This window comes from Citricoccus sp. NPDC079358, from assembly GCF_040702545.1.
GTDB lineage: Bacteria > Actinomycetota > Actinomycetes > Actinomycetales > Micrococcaceae > Citricoccus.
In genome coordinates this window covers 1-20,770 of sequence record NZ_JBFBLI010000018.1, presented here as the reverse complement: position 1 = coordinate 20,770, position 20,770 = coordinate 1, and the positions used below count along the sequence as shown (strand labels likewise).

Annotated in this window: 16 protein-coding genes and 1 pseudogene; 6 read left to right on the top strand and 11 right to left on the bottom strand. The window is 69.7% G+C overall.

The genetic code is table 11. The annotated features are described in order from the left end of the window. Positions 1–14 precede the first annotated feature (14 nt). On the bottom strand, positions 15–3,539 hold the full coding sequence (locus AB0333_RS15820; RefSeq protein ID WP_366219648.1) for an ATP-dependent DNA helicase: 3,525 nt from the start codon (positions 3,537–3,539) through the stop codon (positions 15–17). Continuing rightward, positions 3,536–6,952, bottom strand: a complete 3,417-nt coding sequence (locus AB0333_RS15815; protein WP_366219647.1) for an ATP-dependent DNA helicase — start codon at positions 6,950–6,952, stop codon at positions 3,536–3,538. Before AB0333_RS15815 ends, AB0333_RS15820 begins: the two co-directional genes overlap by 4 nt. Here AB0333_RS15815 and AB0333_RS15810 point away from each other — a divergent pair. Then, positions 6,910–7,101 (top strand): annotated as a pseudogene (locus tag AB0333_RS15810) (hypothetical protein); the annotation flags it as partial. The gene AB0333_RS15815 and the pseudogene AB0333_RS15810 overlap by 43 nt on opposite strands. 26 nt (positions 7,102–7,127) lie before the next feature. Here the strand turns inward: AB0333_RS15810 and AB0333_RS15805 are convergent. Further along, entirely contained in the window at positions 7,128–7,556 is a 429-nt protein-coding gene (locus tag AB0333_RS15805; RefSeq protein ID WP_366219646.1) for an MGMT family protein, read from the bottom strand. A gap of 174 nt (positions 7,557–7,730) precedes the next feature. Between AB0333_RS15805 and AB0333_RS15800 the strand changes: the two genes are divergently transcribed. Beyond that, entirely contained in the window at positions 7,731–8,417 is a 687-nt protein-coding gene (locus AB0333_RS15800) for a 3'-5' exonuclease (protein ID WP_366219660.1), read from the top strand. 85 nt (positions 8,418–8,502) lie between these two features. On the opposite strand, the gene hemL is transcribed toward AB0333_RS15800, so the two are convergent. The 7 genes from hemL to AB0333_RS15765 all read right to left on the bottom strand — a co-directional run bounded on the left by hemL (position 8,503) and on the right by AB0333_RS15765 (position 16,737). Continuing rightward, a complete protein-coding gene (gene hemL / locus AB0333_RS15795; protein ID WP_366219645.1) occupies positions 8,503–9,843 on the bottom strand; it encodes a glutamate-1-semialdehyde 2,1-aminomutase in 1,341 nt (446 codons plus the stop codon). Then, positions 9,843–10,829: a porphobilinogen synthase gene (gene hemB, locus AB0333_RS15790; protein WP_366219644.1), complete on the bottom strand. Its 987-nt coding sequence runs from the start codon at positions 10,827–10,829 to the stop codon at positions 9,843–9,845. Before hemB ends, hemL begins: the two co-directional genes overlap by 1 nt. Before the next feature lie 71 nt (positions 10,830–10,900). Beyond that, positions 10,901–11,752 carry an ABC transporter permease gene (locus tag AB0333_RS15785; RefSeq protein WP_366219643.1) on the bottom strand — a complete coding sequence of 284 codons (852 nt, stop codon included), beginning with the start codon at positions 11,750–11,752 and terminating at the stop codon, positions 10,901–10,903. Next, positions 11,742–12,722: an ATP-binding cassette domain-containing protein gene (locus AB0333_RS15780; RefSeq protein WP_366219642.1), complete on the bottom strand. Its 981-nt coding sequence runs from the start codon at positions 12,720–12,722 to the stop codon at positions 11,742–11,744. Before AB0333_RS15780 ends, AB0333_RS15785 begins: the two co-directional genes overlap by 11 nt. Positions 12,723–12,762: 40 nt before the next feature. After that, positions 12,763–13,899: a DUF2092 domain-containing protein gene (locus AB0333_RS15775; protein WP_366219641.1), complete on the bottom strand. Its 1,137-nt coding sequence runs from the start codon at positions 13,897–13,899 to the stop codon at positions 12,763–12,765. Positions 13,900–13,975: 76 nt separating this feature from the next. Beyond that, complete coding sequence (locus AB0333_RS15770; protein WP_366219640.1) at positions 13,976–16,363, bottom strand: DUF1989 domain-containing protein; 2,388 nt, start codon at positions 16,361–16,363, stop codon at positions 13,976–13,978. A 152-nt stretch (positions 16,364–16,515) separates the two neighbouring features. After that, on the bottom strand, positions 16,516–16,737 hold the full coding sequence (locus tag AB0333_RS15765) for a hypothetical protein (protein WP_366219639.1): 222 nt from the start codon (positions 16,735–16,737) through the stop codon (positions 16,516–16,518). A gap of 226 nt (positions 16,738–16,963) precedes the next feature. Here AB0333_RS15765 and AB0333_RS15760 point away from each other — a divergent pair, with 226 nt between their 5' ends. Beyond that, a complete protein-coding gene (locus AB0333_RS15760; RefSeq protein WP_366219638.1) occupies positions 16,964–17,239 on the top strand; it encodes a ribbon-helix-helix protein, CopG family in 276 nt (91 codons plus the stop codon). After that, positions 17,236–17,499 carry a type II toxin-antitoxin system RelE/ParE family toxin gene (locus tag AB0333_RS15755; RefSeq protein ID WP_366219637.1) on the top strand — a complete coding sequence of 88 codons (264 nt, stop codon included), beginning with the start codon at positions 17,236–17,238 and terminating at the stop codon, positions 17,497–17,499. The genes AB0333_RS15760 and AB0333_RS15755 overlap by 4 nt, the downstream gene beginning before the upstream one ends. Before the next feature lie 55 nt (positions 17,500–17,554). Here the strand turns inward: AB0333_RS15755 and AB0333_RS15750 are convergent, their stop codons facing one another. Beyond that, positions 17,555–18,325 carry an alpha/beta fold hydrolase gene (locus AB0333_RS15750; protein ID WP_366219636.1) on the bottom strand — a complete coding sequence of 257 codons (771 nt, stop codon included), beginning with the start codon at positions 18,323–18,325 and terminating at the stop codon, positions 17,555–17,557. A gap of 390 nt (positions 18,326–18,715) precedes the next feature. On the opposite strand from AB0333_RS15750, the gene AB0333_RS15745 reads away from it, so the two are divergent. Further along, complete coding sequence (locus AB0333_RS15745; RefSeq protein WP_366219635.1) at positions 18,716–19,762, top strand: S66 peptidase family protein; 1,047 nt, start codon at positions 18,716–18,718, stop codon at positions 19,760–19,762. 223 nt (positions 19,763–19,985) lie between these two features. Beyond that, positions 19,986–20,498, top strand: a complete 513-nt coding sequence (locus AB0333_RS15740; RefSeq protein WP_366219634.1) for a hypothetical protein — start codon at positions 19,986–19,988, stop codon at positions 20,496–20,498. The last annotated feature ends 272 nt before the right edge of the window (positions 20,499–20,770 follow it).

The following is a 20,770-nucleotide window of genomic DNA, read 5'->3' as shown; positions in this document are numbered from 1 at the left end:
GGCAGAGACGTGGGTCAGTCACGCTCGGACATGACTGCCCGCGCCAGAATCGCCTCGAGCTCAGCCTCACCGGCCAGGTTGTGCAGGGCCCGCTCCGTGCCGTGCGCCACGTAGACGAAGCTGGCGCTGATGTTCTCCAGCGGAATGCCGTGCAGCCGTGACCAGGCCAGCCGGTAGACGGCCAGCTGCAGAGACTTGACCTCGAGATCCCGGCCGGAGGGCACTGCGCCGGTCTTCCAGTCGACGAGTTCCCATCGCGCCTGCGGATCGTTCGGCTCCCGAGGTGAGCCGCCCTCGCGGAACACGGCATCGATGCGGCCACGCAGGGTGACTCCCCCGACCGTGGTCTCCACCGGTGGCTCGATGTAGGCAGGCACCCTGTCCGCCCACCGGCTGGCCAGGAAGCTCTGCTTCATCGGCTCGAGGTCCAGGGCATCCTCCACCCAATGGTCCGCCGAGTCCTCCGGGTCGTCGAAGTCCAGCATGCCGGTGCTGCCGAAGTGGTCCTCCACCCAGGCGTGGAAGGCCGTCCCCCGCCGGGCGGCATGGGCCGGTGGACGGGGCATCGGCCGCCGGAGCTGACGGGCCAGGGCCTCGGGATCGTTGGCCATCTCCACGAACGTCGAGGCACTGACGTGACTTGGCAGCTCGACCAGGTTCCCGCGGTGGTTCACCGGGGTTGACCGTTCGAGGACCCATTCCACCTGACGCGCCAGATCGCTGGCCGGTTCATCATCACCGGCCTCAGTCAGACCGTCGTGCGTCTGACCGTCGTCCGTCTGACCGGCGTCGGCCGAATCTGCCCCCACCCGTAGCGCTACGGCGCCCCGCACCCAGCCGGCTGCCGTCTCCAGCGCCGGCCTGCGGCGACGAGACCTCGGTGGCAGGGCCGCCGCCCGGTCGAGATCGTCCGGGGCCTCGGGGTCCATGACCAGCACCTCGGGACCGTCCAGGGGGTCGAAGGGCCACCAGGCGGCCAGCTTGCGCTCGGCGAAGGGGTTCTCGTCCCCTGCCTCGGTCGGGTCCGCCCAAGGCCCGGTGGTGACGTGGACGCGGCTGGAGTCGATCAGTTCCTGCAGGAACGCAGACGGCGTGGACGGGTTCTTGGTGGCACCGCGCCAGTGGCTGCCGCTGAGCAGCAGGAGTGTCCTGGCCCGCGTGAAGGCCACGTAGGCCAGGCGCCGCTCCTCCTGGAGGTGGTGGACGGCGGCACTGTCCTTGTAGGAGTCCGGGTAGTTCTCCTTCTGCCCCTTGAGGAACCACCCGACGGCGTGTCCGGCCCAGTCCCGCTGGTTCGCCCAGTCGGTGTTCCACTGCGGGAGGCTGTGCCGGTCGCCGCGCAGGTCCCAGGGCAGGTGTCCGGAGCGTTCGGAGGTCCAGGTGTCGAAGGTCTTGCCGGGGAATTGCCCGTCCACCAGTCCAGGCACAGCCACGACGTCCCATTCCAGCCCCTTGGAGGCGTGGGCTGTGAGCAGCTGGACGGCATCATGACGAGGCTCCACGCCGGCGATGCCCAGGCCCTTCTCGCGTTCCTCAGCGGCCTCCAGCCAGGCCAGGAACGCCGTGAGGTCTGAGCCAGAGCCTTCGGCCGCGCCGTTGGTGAAGTCCCGGGCCGCGTCCAGGAAGGCGTCCAGGTGCCGGCGGGCGGTGACTCCGGACTGTCCAGGCCTCGCCGCGACCTCGATGTCCAGCCCGAGGGTGCTCTCGACCAGCCGGATCAGGGCGGTCAGGTCCAGTCCGGTCTGTCCGGCCAGGTAGCGCAGTTCCCGTGACAGCCGCTCCAGCCGCTCGCGGCCTGAGGCGCTGAAGCTCCGTCCGGACCGACTCGTCCAGTGCGGGTCCGGGAGCCAGTCCAGGGCCTCGATCAGGGAGGAGGACTCCGCGTCCTCCTCCGGTGAGGTGTCCGGCTCGGCCGACTGCCCGCGGACGGTCTCCCCTGGACTGAAGCGCCGGGTGCGGGCGAGCATCGCGGCCCGCTCCTGCAACACCACCAAGTCGGCCGCACCGATGCGCCAGCGGGCGCCGGCCAACAGACGCATCAGGTGATCGGACCGGCTCGGATCGGAGATGACCTGCAGCACGGCGATGAGATCCGCCACCTCGGGCACGGACAGCAGCCCGGACAAGCCGAGCACCTCATAGGGCACCCCGGCGGCGTCCATGGTCTCCATGAGCGGTTCGAACTGACTGCGGGTGCGGCACAGGATCGCCCGCGTGGGCCGCTTCGCCACCGGCAGGTCCTGGCGTGCGGCTTCCTTCAGGGCCGCGACGACGGCCGCTGCCTCCTGCTCGGAGTCCGGAAGCCAGGAGACCCGGACCTCGCCCTCGACGGCCACCGGCGACGGCTCCAGCGGCTTCACCTGGATTCCGCCCACCGGTGCGCGGCGGAGCGGGTCCGCCACGGCATTGGCCGCCGCGAGCACGGTGAGGGAGTTGCGCCACGCCGTGGTCAGGTAACTGACCGGCGCCGGGCCCACCGCTCGGTCCGGGCCGGGCACCGCGAAGCTGTGCGGGAAGGAGAACAGCTGACCGGCGGAGGCCCCGCGGAAACCGTAGATGGACTGGTGAGGGTCGCCGACGGCGGTGACCGGGTGGCCGTCGACCCCGAACAACCCGCGGAACAACTCCAGCTGGGCATGGGAAGTGTCCTGGAACTCGTCCAGGAGCACCACGCGATAGCGGGAGCGTTCGATCTCCCCGACGGCGGGGACCTCTTGGGCGATCCGCGCGGCGTACCGGACCAGGTCGCCGAAGTCCATGACGCCGGCGTCGAGCTTGGCCTGGCGGTACTCGACCACGAGCTCGGACATGACCCGGCGCAGCCGGAGCATGGTGAACACCGAGGCCACCGTGGCGTTGCTGCCCTCGACGGCCTGCTCGCTGAACGGCAGGTTCTCCCCGAACGCCTGCTTCTCGGCCAGGCACCTCTCGACCTCGTCCGGATCCACGAGGTGCTCGGCACAGTCCGCGGCCAGCTTGATGGTCCCTTTCACCAGGGTGGAGGCCGGGACGTTTGCGAAGCCGAGGTCGCCCGCGTAGGCCCGCACGATGCGGGACACCAACTGGTACGACTGCGCCTCGCCGATCATGCCCGTGTCCGGTTCCAGTCCGATACGCATGCCGTGGTCTCGCACGAGCGTGTTCGCATACGAGTGATAGGTGGACACGCTGGCGCGGGCAGGTCCCTCGGTGGTCAGGCCGTCCTCGGACTCGGCGTCAGAGGCCACCGGGGACAGGTCCAGACCCGATTCGACCAGCAGGTCGAGCTTGCGGTTGATGCGCTGGGCCAGCTCGCCGGCGGCCTTGCGGGTGAAGGTCACGCCGAGCACCTGGTCCGGGGCCGAGAAGCCGTTGGCCACGAGCCACACCACCCGGTCGGACATGGTGGCGGTCTTCCCGGAGCCGGCCCCGGCCACCACGAGCCGGGGCTCCAGGGGCGCGGTGATCACGGCGGCCTGCTCGGCGGTGGGCTCATGCTGTCCCAACAGCCGGGACAGTTCCTCGGGGCTGTACCGGGCCGTGCGCACATCGGGATTCATCGGTGCCATTCGGTGGTTTGCCTTCCGTTGCTGTGGATCGGGCAGATGGCGGGCAGGGCACAACCGGGGTGGTCCGCGCCACCGTGGATCGCCAGGTAGCGGGGTCCGATCATGGCACGCGCCGCGGTGAAGATCTGCTCGGTCGCCCATTGATGGTCCGGGTCCAGCGCGGGCTGGCCCTGGATCTTGACGTTCTTGTTGGTGGTGCGCAATTGGACCAGGGCCGCCCCACCCGGTTCGGTGGGCCTCGCGAAGTCCTCCGCCGGCAGGGCCCCCGCGGCGATGGCCGCCTGGTAGACCCCCAGCTGGGGCAGCTCCTGCAGCTCGTCGTTCGAGGGCGCCCGCTTGCCCGTCTTGAGGTCCACCACATAGGGCCGGCCCTCGGCGTCCCGCTCGAGCCGGTCGATGATGCCGTTGACCTGGACCCGCAGCCCGTCACGCTCCAGCTCCTGGTGGAACTGGTGCTCCACGGCGACCCTCGACCGGCCGTCCTTCGCCATCTGACGCAGATACCCGACGAAGTAGCCGATCATGCGCCGCGCGTCGGCGGCCACCCGCTCGGTCTCCCAGCCCGGCTCCAGGCCGAGGTCCGGCAGCCGGCGTTCCAGCTCGGCCAGGAGGTCCTCGGCGGGGCCGTCCGGATGGCGCTCCGCGAGGGCATGGATGAAGGTGCCGATGGATTGGGCCTGGGTGGTTCCGGCCTGGCCCCCGGCCTGGTAGATGAACCAGTTCAAGGGTGACTTCAAAGCCGATTCGACCCGCGAGGGCGACACCGGCACCGCGGTCAGGGCGGTATCCACGAGCGGCTGCTCGGTGGACAGGGGCAGCAGCCCCCACCAGTGGTCCGGATCCGCCCCGCGGATCCCCTCGTCCGCCAGCCGGGACAGGGCCGAGGCGGCCTCTCGCACCGGGGCCGGCGGGCCGACGCCGTCCGCCGGTTCCGTTCCGGCCAGCACCGTGCCGTGCCCCGTCACGCCGGAGGTGGCCACCGCACCGCGCTGCTGCAGGTCGGCGGCGGCCGCCTGCTCCAGCTCGCGGCGTAGCCCGGCCACGAGGGCGCCGGCGGTGAGCGGGCGGGGCACGTCCGTCAGGGGCCGTTCGTTCTCCACGTCCCTCCACGGCTCGACGAGATCCAGGAAGTCTGAGGGCTGGTGGTTCTCCGAGGACACGGCGATGCCGATGACGCGTTCGCGGGCTCGGGAGACGGCGGTGGCGAAGCTGCGCAACTCATCCTGGCGCACCTCCGCCAGGCGGGAGCGGTGGTCCATCCGGGTCGTCTTGCCCTGGGCCACGTCCGCGAGGTCCGTGGCCCCGAGCAGCTGGCCGCGCAACCGGGTGTTGGGCCAGATGCCGTCCTGTAGTCCAGCGATGATCACCACGTCCCATTCCCTCCCGGCCGCGGAGGCCGGCGTCACCACGGACACGGACCCCTCCTGGGCGGCGGTCGAGGCAAGGGAGTCCATCGGCAGGTCCTGGGCCTCCATGTAGTCGGCGAAGGCCAGCGGGGACGCCCCCGGAAATTGGTCCACATAACGTTCAGCCGCCTGGAAGAGCCCGACGACGGCATCCAGGTCACGGTCGGCGCGCCGGGCCGCGGGACCGGTTCCGGTCACGGCCTCCCGTTCCCAGCGTGCAGGCCGATCGGACGCCTCCCACAGGGCCCACAGCACGGTCTCGGCAGTGGCCGCCGGGTCCGCTGCGGCGGCCCGGCCGGCGGAGACCATCCGGGCCAGACGCAGCACCCCGGCCCCCGGGACGGGGTGGTCCGTCAGCGCCGCCGGATCTTCAAAGGCCTGCAGCAGCAGCTCGGTGCTGGATCGGGTGCCGCCGGCCGCACGTTCCTCCTGCAGCAGGCGTTGCCGCAGCTGACGCAGGTGCAAAGCCGTCGCACCGCCATAGCTGCCCCCGGCCAGCCACAGCGCCCGGTCCAGGTCCAGGACCGAGTCCGGCTCCCCGGCCGGGGTGGAGACGGTCCGGAGCAGCGAGAGCAGGGGCATCACGGCGGGCTCGGTCTTCAGCACCGTGTCCGTCACCGAACGGTTGACGGGGATGCCCTCTGCCTCGAGGTATCGCCCGAGTTCGGCCACGAGGGGCCCGGAGCGGGCGATGACGGCGATGTCCCCAAGGGGGACCCTGCCCCGGTGGTGCAGGTGCAGTACCTGTTGGAGCACCAGGAGCTGCTCGTGCGGAGGCGAGGCGACCACGTGGGCCGTGGCTGCCGACTCCGGGCCAGGCAACGTGGCCTCCGACTCCGGGCCAGGCAACGTGGCTGCCGACTCCGGGCCAGGCTCCGTGGCCTCCGACTCCGGGCCAGGATCCGGCGGGGACGGCAGGAGTTCCTGTCGCAGCGCCAGCGTGCCGGGCAGTGCCGGGATCCGGCGGGCCACGCGTTGCCAGGCCGCCAGCACTCCCCCGCCCATCCGGTGGCCCGTGGTGAGCGTCAGTGTGCGCCCGGTCCGCTGGGCGGTGGCCAGGCACTCCGGGTAGTCACGGACCAGGTCCGGTCGGGCTCCTCGGAAGCCCTGGACCACGGTGTCCGGGCTGGCCGTCGCGATGACGTCTTGGCCGGTGCCCAGAACGCGGATGAGACGGTGCACGGCCGGGGTCGCCTCCTGCAGATCGTCGATCACCAGCACGGGCAGGCTCCCGCGTTCGGCATCCAGCAGCTCGGGGACGTCCTCCAGCAGGCGGGAGGCCGTGGTGATCAGCCCGGCCGGGTCGAAGGCCTCGCTCATCCCCAGGTCCAGCCGGTCCCGGTAGTCCTGCAGCAGCACGGCGGCCGCCGACCACTCGGGGCGGCGGTGCAGCGCGCCCAGGTCCTCCAGCTGCCCGGGTTCGATCCCGTACTCGCTGGTGCGGTCGATCAGTTCACGGACCTCCTTGCGGAACCCCCGGGTGGCCACCGCCTCGGAGAGGCCCTCGGGCCAGTCCGGTCCGCCGCGTTCCCCGGAGGCGTAGGACTCCAGCAGTTCCGCGATCACCGTGTCCTGCTCCGCACCGGAGAGCAGCCGCGGGGTCCGGTCGACCGTCGGCAGGAACCCGGCCGTCCGGGCACGGCGGATGAGGTCGAAGGCATATGCCGCCCACGTCCGCACCGGCGTGGCGGCACGAGTGCCCCGGCCGGCCTGGTCCAGCCGCACGGACAGGGCGTCCCTCAACCGGGCGGAGGCCTGGCGCGTCGGTGCCAGCACCAGCAGCCGGGAGGGGTCCAGCCCGGTCTCGATGCGCCGGGCCGCGTACTCCACCGCGAGGGTGCTGCGTCCGGTGCCCGGCCCACCCAGCACCAGGACGGGGCCGTGCCCCGGAGCCAGGTCCAGCACCCGCTGTTGATCGGCGTCCGGGGCGAAGGACTCGGCCCGGATGTGCTTCGGTGCGGTCAGGCGGAGGCCGTCATGCTGCGCTTCGGGGGACATGTCTTCATTCAACCAGCCGCCCCGGACAAGTTAACCAACCACCCTGGTCACGCTCTCTCGTGACCCCACACCCCACTGGTCGACCCACTGATCTCCTCATCGCTCATCCCGCCGATCAACCCACCGATCAACCCACTCATCAACCCACTCATCAACCCACTCATCAACCCATCGTTCAGCCCAGCCGCGCCTTCAGTTCGGCGAGCACCGCCCTCGCGGCCTCGTCCGGCGCCCAGCGTGCCCGGGCGAGGTCCACGCGCGGGTGCGGGCCGGCGTCGGGAGGTCCGAGCGTTCCTGTGGGGGTGGCGGCCAGCGAGCCGGCAGCCTGCCCCGTCAGCGGTGTGCCCTCCGCGGCGTAGTGCGGCGCGGCCCGCGCGGACAACGACGCCGGCAGGGAGCCATCGGCGCGCACGATCCGCCACCAGCCGGTCCCGTCGGGCGCCCGGGACATCGCCCGGCCGGCCTGGCGCGGCCCGCCGGCATCCAGCATTCCGGCCAGATCCCCGTAGCTCACGGCATGGCCCGGCGGGACGAGCTGGGCAGCCAGGACCAGCGCCTCGGAGAGCTCATACGGTCCGGGGGGAAGATCGGGAAAGGTGCCCACAGGTGTCCATTCTGCCGGAGCTGTCCACAGCGGGCCGCGTCGCGGGTGTAGGGCGTCCGGGCCACGCGGTACCGTGATGGCGTGAGCGACGTAACAGCATCCTCCCCCACTGGCGTGCCGGCCCCCGGTGCGGTCTCCGACCCCACAGTCCAGGCGGCTCAGGCGGCCGCCGCGTTGGCGCCCTGGCACCAGCAGATCCGCGTCGGCTTCGACCTGGAGACCACGGGCCGGGACCCCAACGAGGCCCTCATCGTGACCGCCTCCCTCGTGGTGGTGGACCCGCACGGCACCCTCGCCGCCAGCTACGAGTGGCTGGTGGACCCCGGCGTGCCGATCCCGGAGGAGGCCGCCGCCGTCCATGGGGTGAGCACCGAGAGGGCCCGGGCCGAGGGCATGCCCGCAGACCAGGCCATCGTGGAGATCGCTGACACCCTGCGGGACTTCTTCGATGCCGGGATCCCGGTCATCGCGTTCAACGCCTGCTATGACTTCACGGTCATGGACCGTGAGCTCGCCCGCCGTGGCCTGGAGCCGCTGCAGAACCAGTGGATCATCGACCCGTTCGTGATCGACAAGCAGGTGGACCGCTACCGCAAGGGCAAACGCACCCTGACCGATGTCTGTGCGCACTATGGCGTGACCCTGCTGGACGCGCACACCTCCGCGGCGGACTCGCTGGCGGCCGTCGGCGTGGCGGACGGCCTGGCGGTCAAATACGCGGACCTGCGGGTCGGGCTGGATGAGCTCCACTCGCTGCAGGTGCGCTGGAAGGCGGAGCAGGCCGCCAGCTTCCAGGAGTATCTGCGCCGCAAGGACCCGGCCGCCGTGATCAACGGCGACTGGCCCGTGCAGCTGAGGTAGTCCGCGCCACGCCCTCGACCTCGCCGTCGCCCTCAGCCTCGACTTCGCCGGCCTCCCAGACCTCGCCCCGGGAGGCCAGCGAGCCCTACGAGGCCGGAGCGGTCGCGGCGGCAGCAGCCCGGGCCGCGTGCGGCAGGGCCGCGGCGATCCGCTCCATGGCGGCGTTGTCATGGGCGGAGGAGACGAACCAGGCCTCGAAGACGCTCGGCGGCAGGTAGACCCCGTGCTTCAGCATGGCGTGGAAGAACGGGGCGTAGCGGTACGTCTCCTGCGCCTGGGCGTCGGCGTAGTTGTGAACACCGTTCGCGGAGGTGCCAAAGGCCACCGAGAACAAGGTCCCAGCCCGCTGGATCGAGTGGTCCACACCGGCCTCCGTCAGCGCCCCGACGAGCATCTGCTCGAGTTCCTGCGAGCGCTGGGACAGGGTGGCGTAGATGTCCGGCGTGGCGTTCTGCAACGTGGCCAGGCCTGCGGCCATCGCCACCGGATTCCCGGAGAGGGTGCCGGCCTGGTAGACGGGCCCCAGGGGGGCCAGCAGGTCCATGACCTCGGCCCGGCCGGCCACGGCGGCGGTCGGCATGCCGCCGCCGATGACCTTGCCGAAGGTCCACAGGTCGGGCGTCCAGCCCTCGACCTGCCCGGACAGGCCCCAGTAGCCGGTCTCCGAGGCTCGGAAGCCCGTGAGCACCTCGTCCCAGATCAGCAGGGCGCCATGGCGTTCGGTGAGGCCGCGGAGGAACTGGTTGAAGCCCTCCTCCGGGGTCACCACGCCCATGTTGCAGGGGGCGGCCTCGGTGATGACGGCGGCGATCTCCTGCCCGCGGGCCGTGAAGGTCTCCTCCAGGGCGGCGCGGTCGTTGTAGGGCAGCACCAGGGTCTCCGCCGCCTGGGCCTCGGTCACACCGGCGGATCCGGGCAGGGACTGGGTGGCGACGCCGGAGCCGGCGGCGGCGAGCAGCCCATCCGAGTGGCCGTGGTAGCAGCCGGCGAACTTCACCACGAGGTTGCGTCCGGTGGCGCCGCGGGCCAGGCGGATGGCGGTCATGGTGGCCTCGGTGCCGGTGGAGACCATGCGGACCCGGTCCACGGGGATGCGGCCGGCGATCAGCTCGGCCAGCCTCAGCTCGTCCGGGGTGGAGGTGCCGAAGGACAGTCCGGCATCCACGGCCCGGTGCACGGCGTCCACGACGGCGGGGTGGTTGTGCCCCAGCAGCATGGGGCCCCAGGAGCACACCAGGTCCACGTACTCGCGGCCCTCGGCATCGGTCAGGTAGGGACCGGCCGCCTTCACCATGGACACCGGGGCGCCGCCGACCGAGCCGAAGGCGCGGACCGGTGAGTTCACCCCTCCGGGGATGACGGCACGGGCGGCGTCGTAGAGGGCGGCGTTGGTGGTGGGAGCGGTGTTCGCGGTGGTCTCGGTCATCAGAGACGTCCTTCCTTGATCCAGCGGGCCAGGTCGGTGGCCCAGTACGTCAGCACGGTGTCCGCTCCGGCCCGGCGGATGGACAGCACGGACTCCATCACGGCGGCGTCGCGGTCGATCCAGCCGTTGGCCGCGGCGGCCTCGATCATCGCGTACTCCCCGGAGATCTGGTAGGCGGAGACGGGGACGTCAGAAACGTCAGCCACGTCCCGCAGGATGTCCAGGTAGCTCATGGCGGGCTTGACCATGACCATGTCCGCACCCTCGTCCAGGTCCAGGGAGACCTCGAGCAGGGCCTCGCGGCGGTTGGCGGGATCCATCTGGTAGGTCTTGCGGTCACCGGTGAGCTGGGAGTCGACGGCTTCCCGGAAGGGGCCGTAGAACGCCGAGGAGTATTTGGCGGCGTAGGCGAGGATCCCGGTGTCCTGGTGGCCGGCGTCGTCCAGGTCCTGGCGGATGACGGCCACCTGGCCGTCCATCATCCCGGAGGGGCCCACCAGGTCCGCACCGGCCTCGGCCTGGGCCACGCCCATCTGTCCGTAGATCTCCAGGGTGGCGTCGTTGTCCACGGCACCGCCCTCGGTCAGGACGCCGCAATGTCCGTGATCGGTGAACTCGTCCAGGCAGAGGTCGGACATGACGACCATCGAGTCGCCGACCTCCTGCTTGACCGCGCGGATGCCGTCGTTGAGCACCCCATTCGGGTCCAGCGAGGCCGAGCCGGTGGCGTCGCGGGTCTCGGGGATGCCGAAGAGCATAATGCCCCCCACACCGAGACCGGCCGCCTCGGCGGCCGCTGCCTTGAGCGTGTCCCGGGTGTGCTGGACGACCCCGGGCATGGACTGCAGTGCTACCGGCTCAGAGATTCCCTCGCGCACGAAGACCGGCAGGATCAGGTCAGCCGGGTGCAGCCGGGTCTCGGCCACCAGCCGACGCATCGCGGCGGACTGGCGCAGGCGGCGCGGGCGGTGGGTGGGAAAGGACATGGATACCTCGGCATTTTCTCGGCAGTCTGCGACGGTCCGTGGGTCGGTCGGTGCCGTCCCAGTCTACTGAGCTAGCTCAACACGTCCTTCGTGGTGAAACGGCCGTAGGCGAGCGCCCCGAACACGGCCACGTAGCCGGCCTGCAGCAGCGCGTTCTCCCGGAACGAGTCCCAGAGGAGCGGCTCGCGCAGCAGGTCCGCGAAGCCCATCCAGTGATGGGTGAACAGCCAGGGGTGCAGCCACGCCAGTTGGGGCAGGGCACCGAGGATCTGCGCCACGATGGTCAGCACCACGGCGGCGGCCATCGCCCCGACGGGCACGTCCGTCAGCGTGGAGACGAAGAGGGCGATCGCGCCAAGGCCGCTCAGGGAGACGGTCGCGTAGAGCACCATCAACCCGATCCGACCGAGCGTCTCCGCCGAGGTGATGGTCATCCCGGACGGCAGCACCAGCGGCCCGGTCCCGAACAGCGCCAGCCCGGTGAGCACGCCGACGGCGGCCACCACCAGCGCCGCGGCCAGGCAGAAGACGAGCGCCACCGCGTACTTCACGGCCAACAGCCCGGCCCGCCGGACGGGGGCCACCAGGAGGTACCGGAGGGTGCCGTGGGCGGCCTCCCCCGCAATCGAGTCCCCCGCCACGACGGCGACGGTCAAGGGGAGGAAGAAGGGCGTGCAGACAAAGACCGCGGCCACCGCCAGGAACAGGCCGCTGGCGGTCACCTGGTCCAGGAAGGCCGGACCCCTGCCCTGCGGTGGCCCGGACGTCACCCGCACCGCCACCCCCATGAGCACGGGCACCGCGGCCAGTGCCGCGAGCAGCGTCCAGGTGCGCCGGCGTCGGAAGAGCAGCCCCAGTTCGGAGACCAGCAGGGCCGCCCCGGAGCGTGCGGGACGGACCTGGCCCTCGGAGTCACTGCTCAACGTCGAACCCCTCCCCCGTCAGCTCCACGAACCGGTCCTCCAGGCTGGCGCGCTCCACCTCGACGCCGCGCACCCCGACTCCGGCTCTCACCAGGGCGGCGACGATCCGTTCGGGCTCCGGCGCGTCCTCGCCCAGCGGGGCGCGCAGCGTCCCGGTACCCGGTGCGGGCACGCTCTCCTCGACCGGTGCCAGGCCCAGGCTGCGCAGGACGTCCCCGGCGAGCGGGACATCCCGGGTGCGGACGAGGATCCGGCGGGGGCCGTCGTCGAACAGGGAGGCCAGCGTTCCCTGGGCCAGCAGGCGGCCACGGCCCACCACGGCCGCATGGGTGCAGACCTGCTCGATCTCGCTGAGCAGATGGCTGGAGACGAAGACGGTGGCCCCGTCCTCCGCCAGGGATCCGATGAGGTGGCGGACCTCCCGGGTGCCCTGAGGGTCCAGGCCGTTGGTCGGTTCATCCAGGATCAGCAGCTCGCGCTGGGAGGTCAGAGCGTTGGCCAGCCCGAGGCGCTGCTTCATGCCCAGCGAGTAGGCGTGCACCGCCAGCCCGGCCGCCTGCCCCAGGCCCACCCGGTCCAGGGCCCGGCCGATGCGCCGCTTGCGCGTGGCGGGGTCGGTGGCCCGGTTTGCGGCGTCGAGGCGCAACAGGTTCGCCGTCCCGGTCAGATAGGGGTAGAACGCCGGGCCCTCCACGAGGGTCCCGATGCGCGGCAGGACCTCCGTGGCGGCCCTGGGCATGGGGCGGCCGAGCACGCTCATCGTCCCACCACTCGGCGCGGCCAGGCCGAGCAGCATCCTGATGGTGGTGGTCTTGCCGGAGCCGTTGGGGCCCAGGAAGCCGAACACGGAGCCGCGCGGGACCACGAGGTCCAGCCCGTCCACGGCCAGTCGGGCGCCGAACCGTTTGCTCAGTCCCCGGGTACGGATGGCCGGTTCGGCCTCGCCATCCTCGGCGGAGTGCACGCTCATACCTGGCTCACCGGCCGCGCACGCGGACATCTCCCAGTGCTCATCCGGAACTGGCGACCTCGAGCAGACGCTCGAGCGGGACCGGACCGGCGAGGACCCGGCCGTCGTCGGCGAGCAGGACCGTGGCCAGCGGCGTGCTCAGCACCCGGCCTGCCGCGGAGGCGATGGCGTATTGGTCGAGGAGCGGCGAGTCCGTCAGGCCTGCGGGCACCTTCTCGGCGGGGATGACGGCGACGGCGTCCCACCCGGAACCGAGCACTTCGTCACCGCCGGCCGGATGCTCGCCGGCGCCCTGCGGACCGGACCGGTGCGCATCGGGCCACAGGCCGGCGTCGGGCCGGACCCGTTCGACCTCGGCGCCCGCGGGCGGGGTGAACTCGAACAGACCGGCGTCCGGGGTCTCGGTCGAATAGCTCGTGTACTCGACGCTGATGGCCGGGTCCTCCTGGCCCACGGCCCGGACCCGGACGCTCAACGGCGCCCCGGTGGCGGCGTCGACGGCAAGGGTGACGTCCTCGACGAGGGTGTCCGGAGTGCGCGGGTCGAGCCGCAGTGTGTAGGCGTCCCGGCCGGCGACCCGGGTGTCCTCGCCCACGGTGACCTGCGTGGTGGGATCCAGCCCCGCCAGTGCCTTCTCGGCCAGTCGCTCCGGGGTCAGGTCGCCCATCCCGCCACGCGCCATGCCGTGTCCGGCAGCCTCACCGTCGGCTCCCTCCGGCAGGCTGAGCTGCGTGGCCCTGTTCTCCGCCGAATCGTAGGCCCAGACCTCTGGTCCGTTGCGCACCACATTGCGCTCGTCCGTGCCGTCGAAGACCTGCACCCGAATCCGGTCGGCACCGTCTGCGAAGACACGCGCCTCGTGGGTTCCGGAGAGCAGCGAGAAGGCCTCGGCGAGGCCGTCCGGCACCACTCCGGCGGCACTCGACCCTTCCGGTCCGCCTTGTTCCGGGCCCTGCTGCGTCGGCAGTTGTGGCAGGCCCAGCGCGAAACTGGCCTCGACGGTGCCGGAGAAGGAGGTGTCCTGGTGCCCCGCGGCCAACTCCAGGACCTCCTCGGCGGTCCGGTCGGGCAGGTCCGCCTGGGCGTTGGCCGTCAGGCCCCCGCCGAGCGCGATCACGCCCACGATCGCCGGCACCGCCACGGCCGGGATCCACTTGCTGCGTTGCTGGGATGCCATGGGAGGTCCACCTTAGGGAATTCGTCGTCCCGTCCACGCTACGCCGGCCCCGGGCCCGTGGCGAGGGGCCCGGGCCTCAGGAGCGGGGCTTCTCCTTCTTCGGATCGTAGAAGGGCGTGGTCACCACGGTGGCGGGGATCCGCTTCTGCTGGCCGTCCAGCTTGCCGATCTCCACCTCGGCACCCACCTCCGCGTGCTCCACCATCATCCGGCACAGGGCGATGTTCTTGCGGAGGACCGGAGACCGGGTGGCTGAGGTGACCACGCCGACCTGGAACCGGCCCACGTGGACCGTGTCCCCGTGCCCGGCCGGCTCGTTGCCCGCCAATTCGAGGCCGACCATCCTGCGCTGAGGGTTCTCCTTGCGCTTGAGCAGAGCGTCCCGGCCGGAGAAGTCCTCGTCCTTGGTCTTCAGCGGCACGGTGAAGCCGACCCCGGCCTCGAAGGGGTCGATCTGGTCGTCGAAGTCATACCCGGCGAAGACCAACCCGGACTCGATCCGGAGCGTATCCAGCGCCTCGAGCCCCAGGGGCGTGAGCCCGTGGGGCTGGCCGGCCTCCCAGACCGCGTCCCACACGGCGTTGGCGTGGCTGGGATGGCAGAACAGCTCATAGCCGAGCTCGCCGGAGTAGCCCGTGCGGGACACGATCACAGGGGTGCCCTGATGGTCTCCGATCCGGCCGATCGTGAACCGGAACCAGGTCACCGAGTCGAAGTCCGGCTGGTGCGGTGGGGTCCAGATCAGGTCTCTCAGGATGTCCCGGCTGGCCGGGCCCTGCACGGCGATGTTGTGCAGCTGGTCCGTCGAGTCCTTGATCCAGACCCGGTCCAGGCCCCGCTCGGTGGCCATCTGCCGCATCCACTCACCGGTGTAGTCCTCCCCGGGGATCACCCGGAAGTTGGTGTCGGAGCAGCGGAACACGGTGGCATCGTCGATCATGCCGCCGGTGTCGTTGCAGATCGCCGTGTAGACCACCTGCCCCTCGGAGAGCTTGCGGATGTTCCTCGTCATGCAGTACTGCAGCAGCGCCTCGGCGTCCGGACCGATCACCTCGAACTTGCGCAGAGGAGACAGGTCCATCACGGCGGCCTTCTCCCGGCACGCCCAGTACTCGGCCTTGGGCCCGTAGCCGTCGTAGTGCGTCGGCAGCCAGAAGTTCCGGTACTCCGTGAACTGCTTCGTCAGCGCGCTCGTCCGCTCGTGGAAGGCGGTCTCCCGCGTGAGCTTGGGCACGGAATCGGGATTGGTGCGGTGGGTGATGGCCATGGAGAATTTCCGCTCCGAGGAGTAGACGCGCAGGTGGATGTCAGTGGGGACCCAGCCGTTGGAGGGGTCGATGTCGTCGGGGCAGGCGGAGGAGGCGCAGACCAGGTCCTGCCGGGCCTGCATCATGACGTAGTCCCCCGGGCGGGACCAGGGCTCGTCGAACACCAGCATGTTGTGCTCGTCGAACATGGTGTTGTAGAAGAGGTTCAGCGCCGGCCAGGACTTCCGGGCGGCCACCGAGTACCGCTGCAGCTGGCCGTTGAAGTTGTCCGTGCAGTTCACGTGGCCCGGGTAGCCGAAGTCCTCGTAGTACTTGGCGTTGCAGGCCGGTGTGAAGGCGTCATGACGTCCCACCGTGTCCCGGATGATCGAGACCAGCGGGTCCATGTCCTGGTTGTAGAACGTGCCGTGCAGCCCGGGCTGGGCATAGGCCTGGCCCACGATGTGCCGGGTGGTGCTGGCGTCCAGCCCCAGCTCGCGTCCCTCCTGGAGCGTCCGGGCGTCGAAAGCCAGGAAGTCTGAGCACTGGCGGCCAGCCACATCGATGATCTGGATGTAGTCGCCCTTCTTGACTTCGTAGCCGATCGCCGTGCTGTGGTCGATCCGCACATCCAGGACCGGCTCGGCCAGCGGTGGGGGCAGTTCGATCTCCCGCGGCCGGTGCGGGTCCGCCCGCTGGACCTCGATCATCAGGTCGGAGGGTGGATTCTGCTCCTCGAAGGACATGGCCCAGGTGGGGTTCCCGACGACGGCCGTCACCGGCCGCTGCGCCGTGAACGTCTCGCGGGACCCGGCTGGGGACCAGCCGCCGAACAAGCGGACCCCGTGGGCGGCATCCGGCCGCAGCCCGCGCAGGGCCAGTGCCGTGACCACGCGGGCGACCTGATGGTTGTCAAAGGCCGATCCCTCGGTGAGCGAGCCCAACACCGTCGCCGGCGCGTCGGCCCGCAGTCCGAGGGCGGAGAAGTCCTCCCCGCCGTTGCCCAGCACGGTCAGCTCGGCGGCCTGGGCCCCGAATCGGTCCACCACGGTGAGCTCGTCCCCGGACTCGAGTTCCAAGGCGGTCACTCCGCCGGGGCGGACCCAATACCGTTCGTGTCCCGGCACCACGGGCAGCAACCCCGGTTGCACCAATCGCGGCCTGGCCAGATCGAGCGGGAGTGAAGACAGGTCAGAAAGGTCGAGGGGTGCAGTCACCGGTATCCCTCCTCAGGGATGTCTGAACGATGGTCGGGACGCTGTTCCGGTAGCGGCGTTCCCCGCACCGTAGCCCACATTCCTCGCCCACGTAAGAGGCCGGTTGGACCGGTTCTCGCGAGGACCAGACCGCGCCCCTCAGCCCACCTCCGCTACCGACGGTCTGCTTCCTCTGGTGGGCGCTTGCGGACCAGGTGGTACACCGCATAGCCCCACAAGAAGATGCTGACCACCAGAAGGGCCCAGTGCACCCCATGGAGCCCTCGGTCCATCGAGGAAAGCATGAGAATCTGGGCCACGATGTTGAACGTCATGGCGACGGCGATCAGCCAGGCCACCGTGCGCGTGGGGCGTTGCTTCCAGTCGAATCTCATGATCCCAGCCTAGGTCCGGGCCCGCCACGCGCCATCGTGACCGGATCGACTTCGTCTGGTCCGGAACTCAGAGAGCGGCATGGACCTTTCAAAGCAGAGAATATGACGCTTCCACCGATGTCCTCGGAAGATCCCGGCATCACCTCCAGGCCTCACCGGTAGAGGATCGCACGGTGGGACGAGTAGTGTATCGTGGAATGACTACGTGTAGTCATGGAGGTGTGTTGTGTCAGTGAGTGAAGTCCCCCGATCTCTTCGTCTTCCGATGGAGGTCGACGAACGGCTCTCGCGGCTGGCAGCTGCCACGGGACGGTCGAAGAGCTACTACCTGCGCGAGTTGGTCACCGCTGGGATCGATGACCTGGAGTACGCCTACGGGCTGGTCGCCCGGGCGGAAGCCATCCGTGCCGACCAGCGCGAAACCCGACCGCTTGATGACCTAATGTCCGAGATGGGCATCACCCGTGAGGAACTGGACGCGATGCCTGGCCAGCCTGCATGACGTGGATCATCCGTACGGACCGTGACTTCGATCGGGCGTTGAAGAAGCTGGACCGGCAGGTCGCCACGCGAGTGTTGAAGGCCCTCACCGCACTGGAGAACCTAGACGACCCGGCGAAACGGTGCAAGGCGCTGACGGGTCCCTACGCGGGTCTATGGCGACTGCGGGTAGGCGACTACCGTGTGATCATCGACATCCGGCGCGGAGAACTCATCATCATCGCCCTCGACCTGGGCAATCGCAGCAACATCTATGACTGACCCAGCCGTCCCGCTCAGGGATCGCCAATCGGAACACGTCCGCGGATGGCACCAGCTAGCTCGTTTCGGTTGCAGCGAGCAGGCGGGACGCCATGTCGTCGTTGGCTTGCCGCCACGCGTTCACCATTGCGCTGCCACCGTGCCCTTCTCCCTCGTCCACCACGAGGCGACTGCCGGACCACCGCCGATGCGCCTGCCATGCGGTGCGCAGTGGACCGCTGACGTCGAGGCGTCCGTGGATCAGGACGGCCGGGATACCGGCGAGCCGCTGCATCCGGTCCAGCAACGGCGGGTCGCAGAATCCGTCGTTGGCCCAGTAATGCGTCACCAGGATGGCGAAGTTCTGGCGGAACGCCCGGTCGTCCCACGCCGGGTCACGCCGGAACCCACCGGCTCCAATGGCAATGTGGGCGTCCTCCCAGCGCGCCCACGCCAGGGAGGCCGCCTCCCGGACGGCCGGGTCGGGGTGCCTCATCAGCCGCCGATAGGCCTCCACCAGCCGTTCCTTACCTCGTTGATAGCCCAGCCCGGCCTGCTCAGCGTGCTGGACGAACAGCTCCCATTCCTCCGGGTAGAGGGCTCCGACGATCTCGGTGATCCAGTCGACCTCCCACCGCGAGGTGGTGGTGACCGCCATGGCCACGACGCCCCGCACCCGCTCCGGATGGGCCTGGGCATACGCGATCGCCAAGGTCGAGCCCCAGGAGACGCCATTGATGACCCAGCCCTCCACCCCGAGGTGCGTGCGCAGCTCCTCGAGCTCGGCGATGAGCCGGGACGTGGTGTTCGCGTCCAGGTCATGCTGGAGGTCCAGGGCCAGAGGCACGGACCGTCCTCATCCTCGCTGATCCAGGCCGATGATCCGGAATCGGTCCGGGTCGGCCTTGGTTACGTATCCCCGGCTGCCCAGTCCTCCGCCCGGACCTCCGTGCAGGTACAACAGGGGGATCCCTGCCCGGGTGCCTGATTCCTCCCAGTAGATGCCCTGACCATCGCTCATGGACTACAGGCCGGACGCGAGAGGCGAGATCTTCTCGTACACGCAATCAGACTAGTGAGCACCGAAGCTGGCCGCCTTGCCCCACTCTCGGCCGCCGGTAGTCGCGTAAGCCGATCCCCCCACGGATATGGGGCATCACGGCGATGCCGACAGACGTTGTTTTGTCGTTCAGTAGCAGATCCAACAGTGCGGGCAGTTCTCTGATTGACTGCTGCAATGAATCGACTCGTGCACCCGCCGAAGGCACGCCCCGGAGATCGCGTCGCAGTCTTGTCCCCTGCTTTCGCCGCTCCCGGGTTCGCACCGGCCGTCCATGAACAGGCCATGACGAGGCTCATCGAAGCCACCGGCCTCGTGCCGGTGGAGTATCCGACCACACGTCGCCTTGGTGCATCACCCTGGGACCGCGCGGCTGACCTGAACAACGCTTTCGGCGACCCGGACATCCGGGCCGTGCTCGCCACCGTCGGCGGTGATGACCAGATCACCGTAGTGCCGTACCTCGACGCCGAGCAGATGACCGCAGACCCTAAGGCATTCCTCGGCTACAGCGACAACACCAATTTGTCGTCATGGCTGTGGACCCACGGCGTGGCGAGCTTCTACGGCGGCTCTACCCAAGTCCACCTCGGCCCGGGACCGGAGGTCGACCCCGTCCACCTGGCCGGACTACGAGCAGCCCTGCTGACCGGCGAACGTCTTGAGATCACTGATCCTGGCGAGTCCGAAGACTTCGGCGTCGACTGGCGGGAACCGGCCGCCCTCACCAAGAATGGCCAGCGGGAACCAACCGAACCCTGGGTCTGGTCCGGACCCGCCCGAGCCGTGACTGGCCGTAGTTGGGGCGGATGTCTCGAAGTGCTCCAGCAGATCCTCATGGCAGGGCGATTCCCGCTCGATCCCGACGTGCTTGCCGGCGGCGTCCTGCTCCTCGAAACCAGCGAAGAGATCATCCCCACCAGCGGCTTCCGACGACTCCTCCGTGCCCTCGGGGAACGCGGCTTGCTGGCCGCGGTCGACGCCATTCTGCTCGCGCGCCCACCTGCCTCCGATCATGAGCGACAACCGTCGGCAGAGGCGCGGTCGGCATACCGTGCTGAACAAGGCGACGTCGCCCTGGAACTCATCGAGTACTACAACCCCGAGGCCGTCGTCTGCATCGGCATACCCTTCGGACACACTCGACCGCAGTGGATCCTGCCCTACGGAGGAGAAATCACGGTTGATGGCGCAGCTCGGAGCGTTTTCGCTGACTACCGGTGACCGCCACGGCGATCCGCGGAGAAGGCGCTCTCACCTTCTGACCGAGTTGACCCATAGGAGAAAAGCCTGCACCAAACGACGTCGACTCAGCTTGCTTGACTTCACGTCGGCGATGTCCGATCGGCGATCGTCTACCGGGGCAGCGAGGGGGGGCATCTTCATCGGTCAGCTACGCGTATGGGTAGCCTGAGGGTATGCCCGGCTTCCTGACTCATGGCGCCTCGTGCTGGTCGCACTGCTGACCACGGCAATCGCGGCCGGAGGCGTCGCCGCGGCGTGGGCCTTCATCGGCCCGGAGGGGTTCGTCTTCGCCTGGGTCACTCACTTCATCCTCATGGCGTGGGCATCATCGGTCGTCCGGCCCCGGGTACGAGTTCCAGATTACGACTGGCTGCGAGTCAGGTCCTGGGAGCCGCGGCTCCATGCGGCGTTGGGCACCCGGCTGTTTGGGAAGCTGCTTGATGTCATTGGATGGAACCGGATCATTTCAAGAGAACGCGGGTTCGACGGCACACGGCAGGGTCTCGATGGGCTCGACCAGCACACTCGGCGCTCCGAAATCGGTCACAGCATCTGCCTACTCATCGCCGCAGTCCTCACCTTCGGCATATGGGCGACAGAATCGTGGGCGGGCGCGTTGTGGCTCATAGGGCTCGGAGTTCCCTTCCACATGTACCCGGCGCTGCTCCAGCGGCTCTTACGCGGGCGTATCCAAGCCGTTCCGTGGAAACCCTGAGACACGTTCAATTCACCCAAACTGTCCCACTGACGGATCGCCTTACGGACCCGGACGCGATGAACCCATCACCTCGTGTCAATCAGTAGAACCCGCCCTGCTCCAGGACGCGGTGGATGTCATCGGTCGTGACCCGTGCCAATGCCGCTACCTTGGGCACTGGGATTCCCGCGGCTAAGTAGTGCCCCATAGAGTGGTGTAACGCACAGGTGGTCGGCAATGTCGTTTCAGACGTGGACGCGGCCACCGGTGTGATCCTTCGAGTCAACCTT

Excerpts from the sequence above, each read along its gene's own strand:
- hemB (WP_366219644.1), bottom strand. The coding sequence starts at position 10,829 with ATGTCCTTTCCCACCCACCGCCCGCGCCGCCTGCGCCAGTCCGCCGCG.
- AB0333_RS15745 (WP_366219635.1), top strand. The coding sequence starts at position 18,716 with ATGAATCGACTCGTGCACCCGCCGAAGGCACGCCCCGGAGATCGCGTC.
- AB0333_RS15815 (WP_366219647.1), bottom strand. The coding sequence starts at position 6,952 with ATGTCCCCCGAAGCGCAGCATGACGGCCTCCGCCTGACCGCACCGAAG.
- AB0333_RS15780 (WP_366219642.1), bottom strand. The coding sequence starts at position 12,722 with ATGAGCGTGCACTCCGCCGAGGATGGCGAGGCCGAACCGGCCATCCGT.
- AB0333_RS15765 (WP_366219639.1), bottom strand. The coding sequence starts at position 16,737 with ATGAGATTCGACTGGAAGCAACGCCCCACGCGCACGGTGGCCTGGCTG.
- AB0333_RS15755 (WP_366219637.1), top strand. The coding sequence starts at position 17,236 with ATGACGTGGATCATCCGTACGGACCGTGACTTCGATCGGGCGTTGAAG.
- AB0333_RS15820 (WP_366219648.1), bottom strand. The coding sequence starts at position 3,539 with ATGAATCCCGATGTGCGCACGGCCCGGTACAGCCCCGAGGAACTGTCC.
- AB0333_RS15775 (WP_366219641.1), bottom strand. The coding sequence starts at position 13,899 with ATGGCATCCCAGCAACGCAGCAAGTGGATCCCGGCCGTGGCGGTGCCG.
- hemL (WP_366219645.1), bottom strand. The coding sequence starts at position 9,843 with ATGACCGAGACCACCGCGAACACCGCTCCCACCACCAACGCCGCCCTC.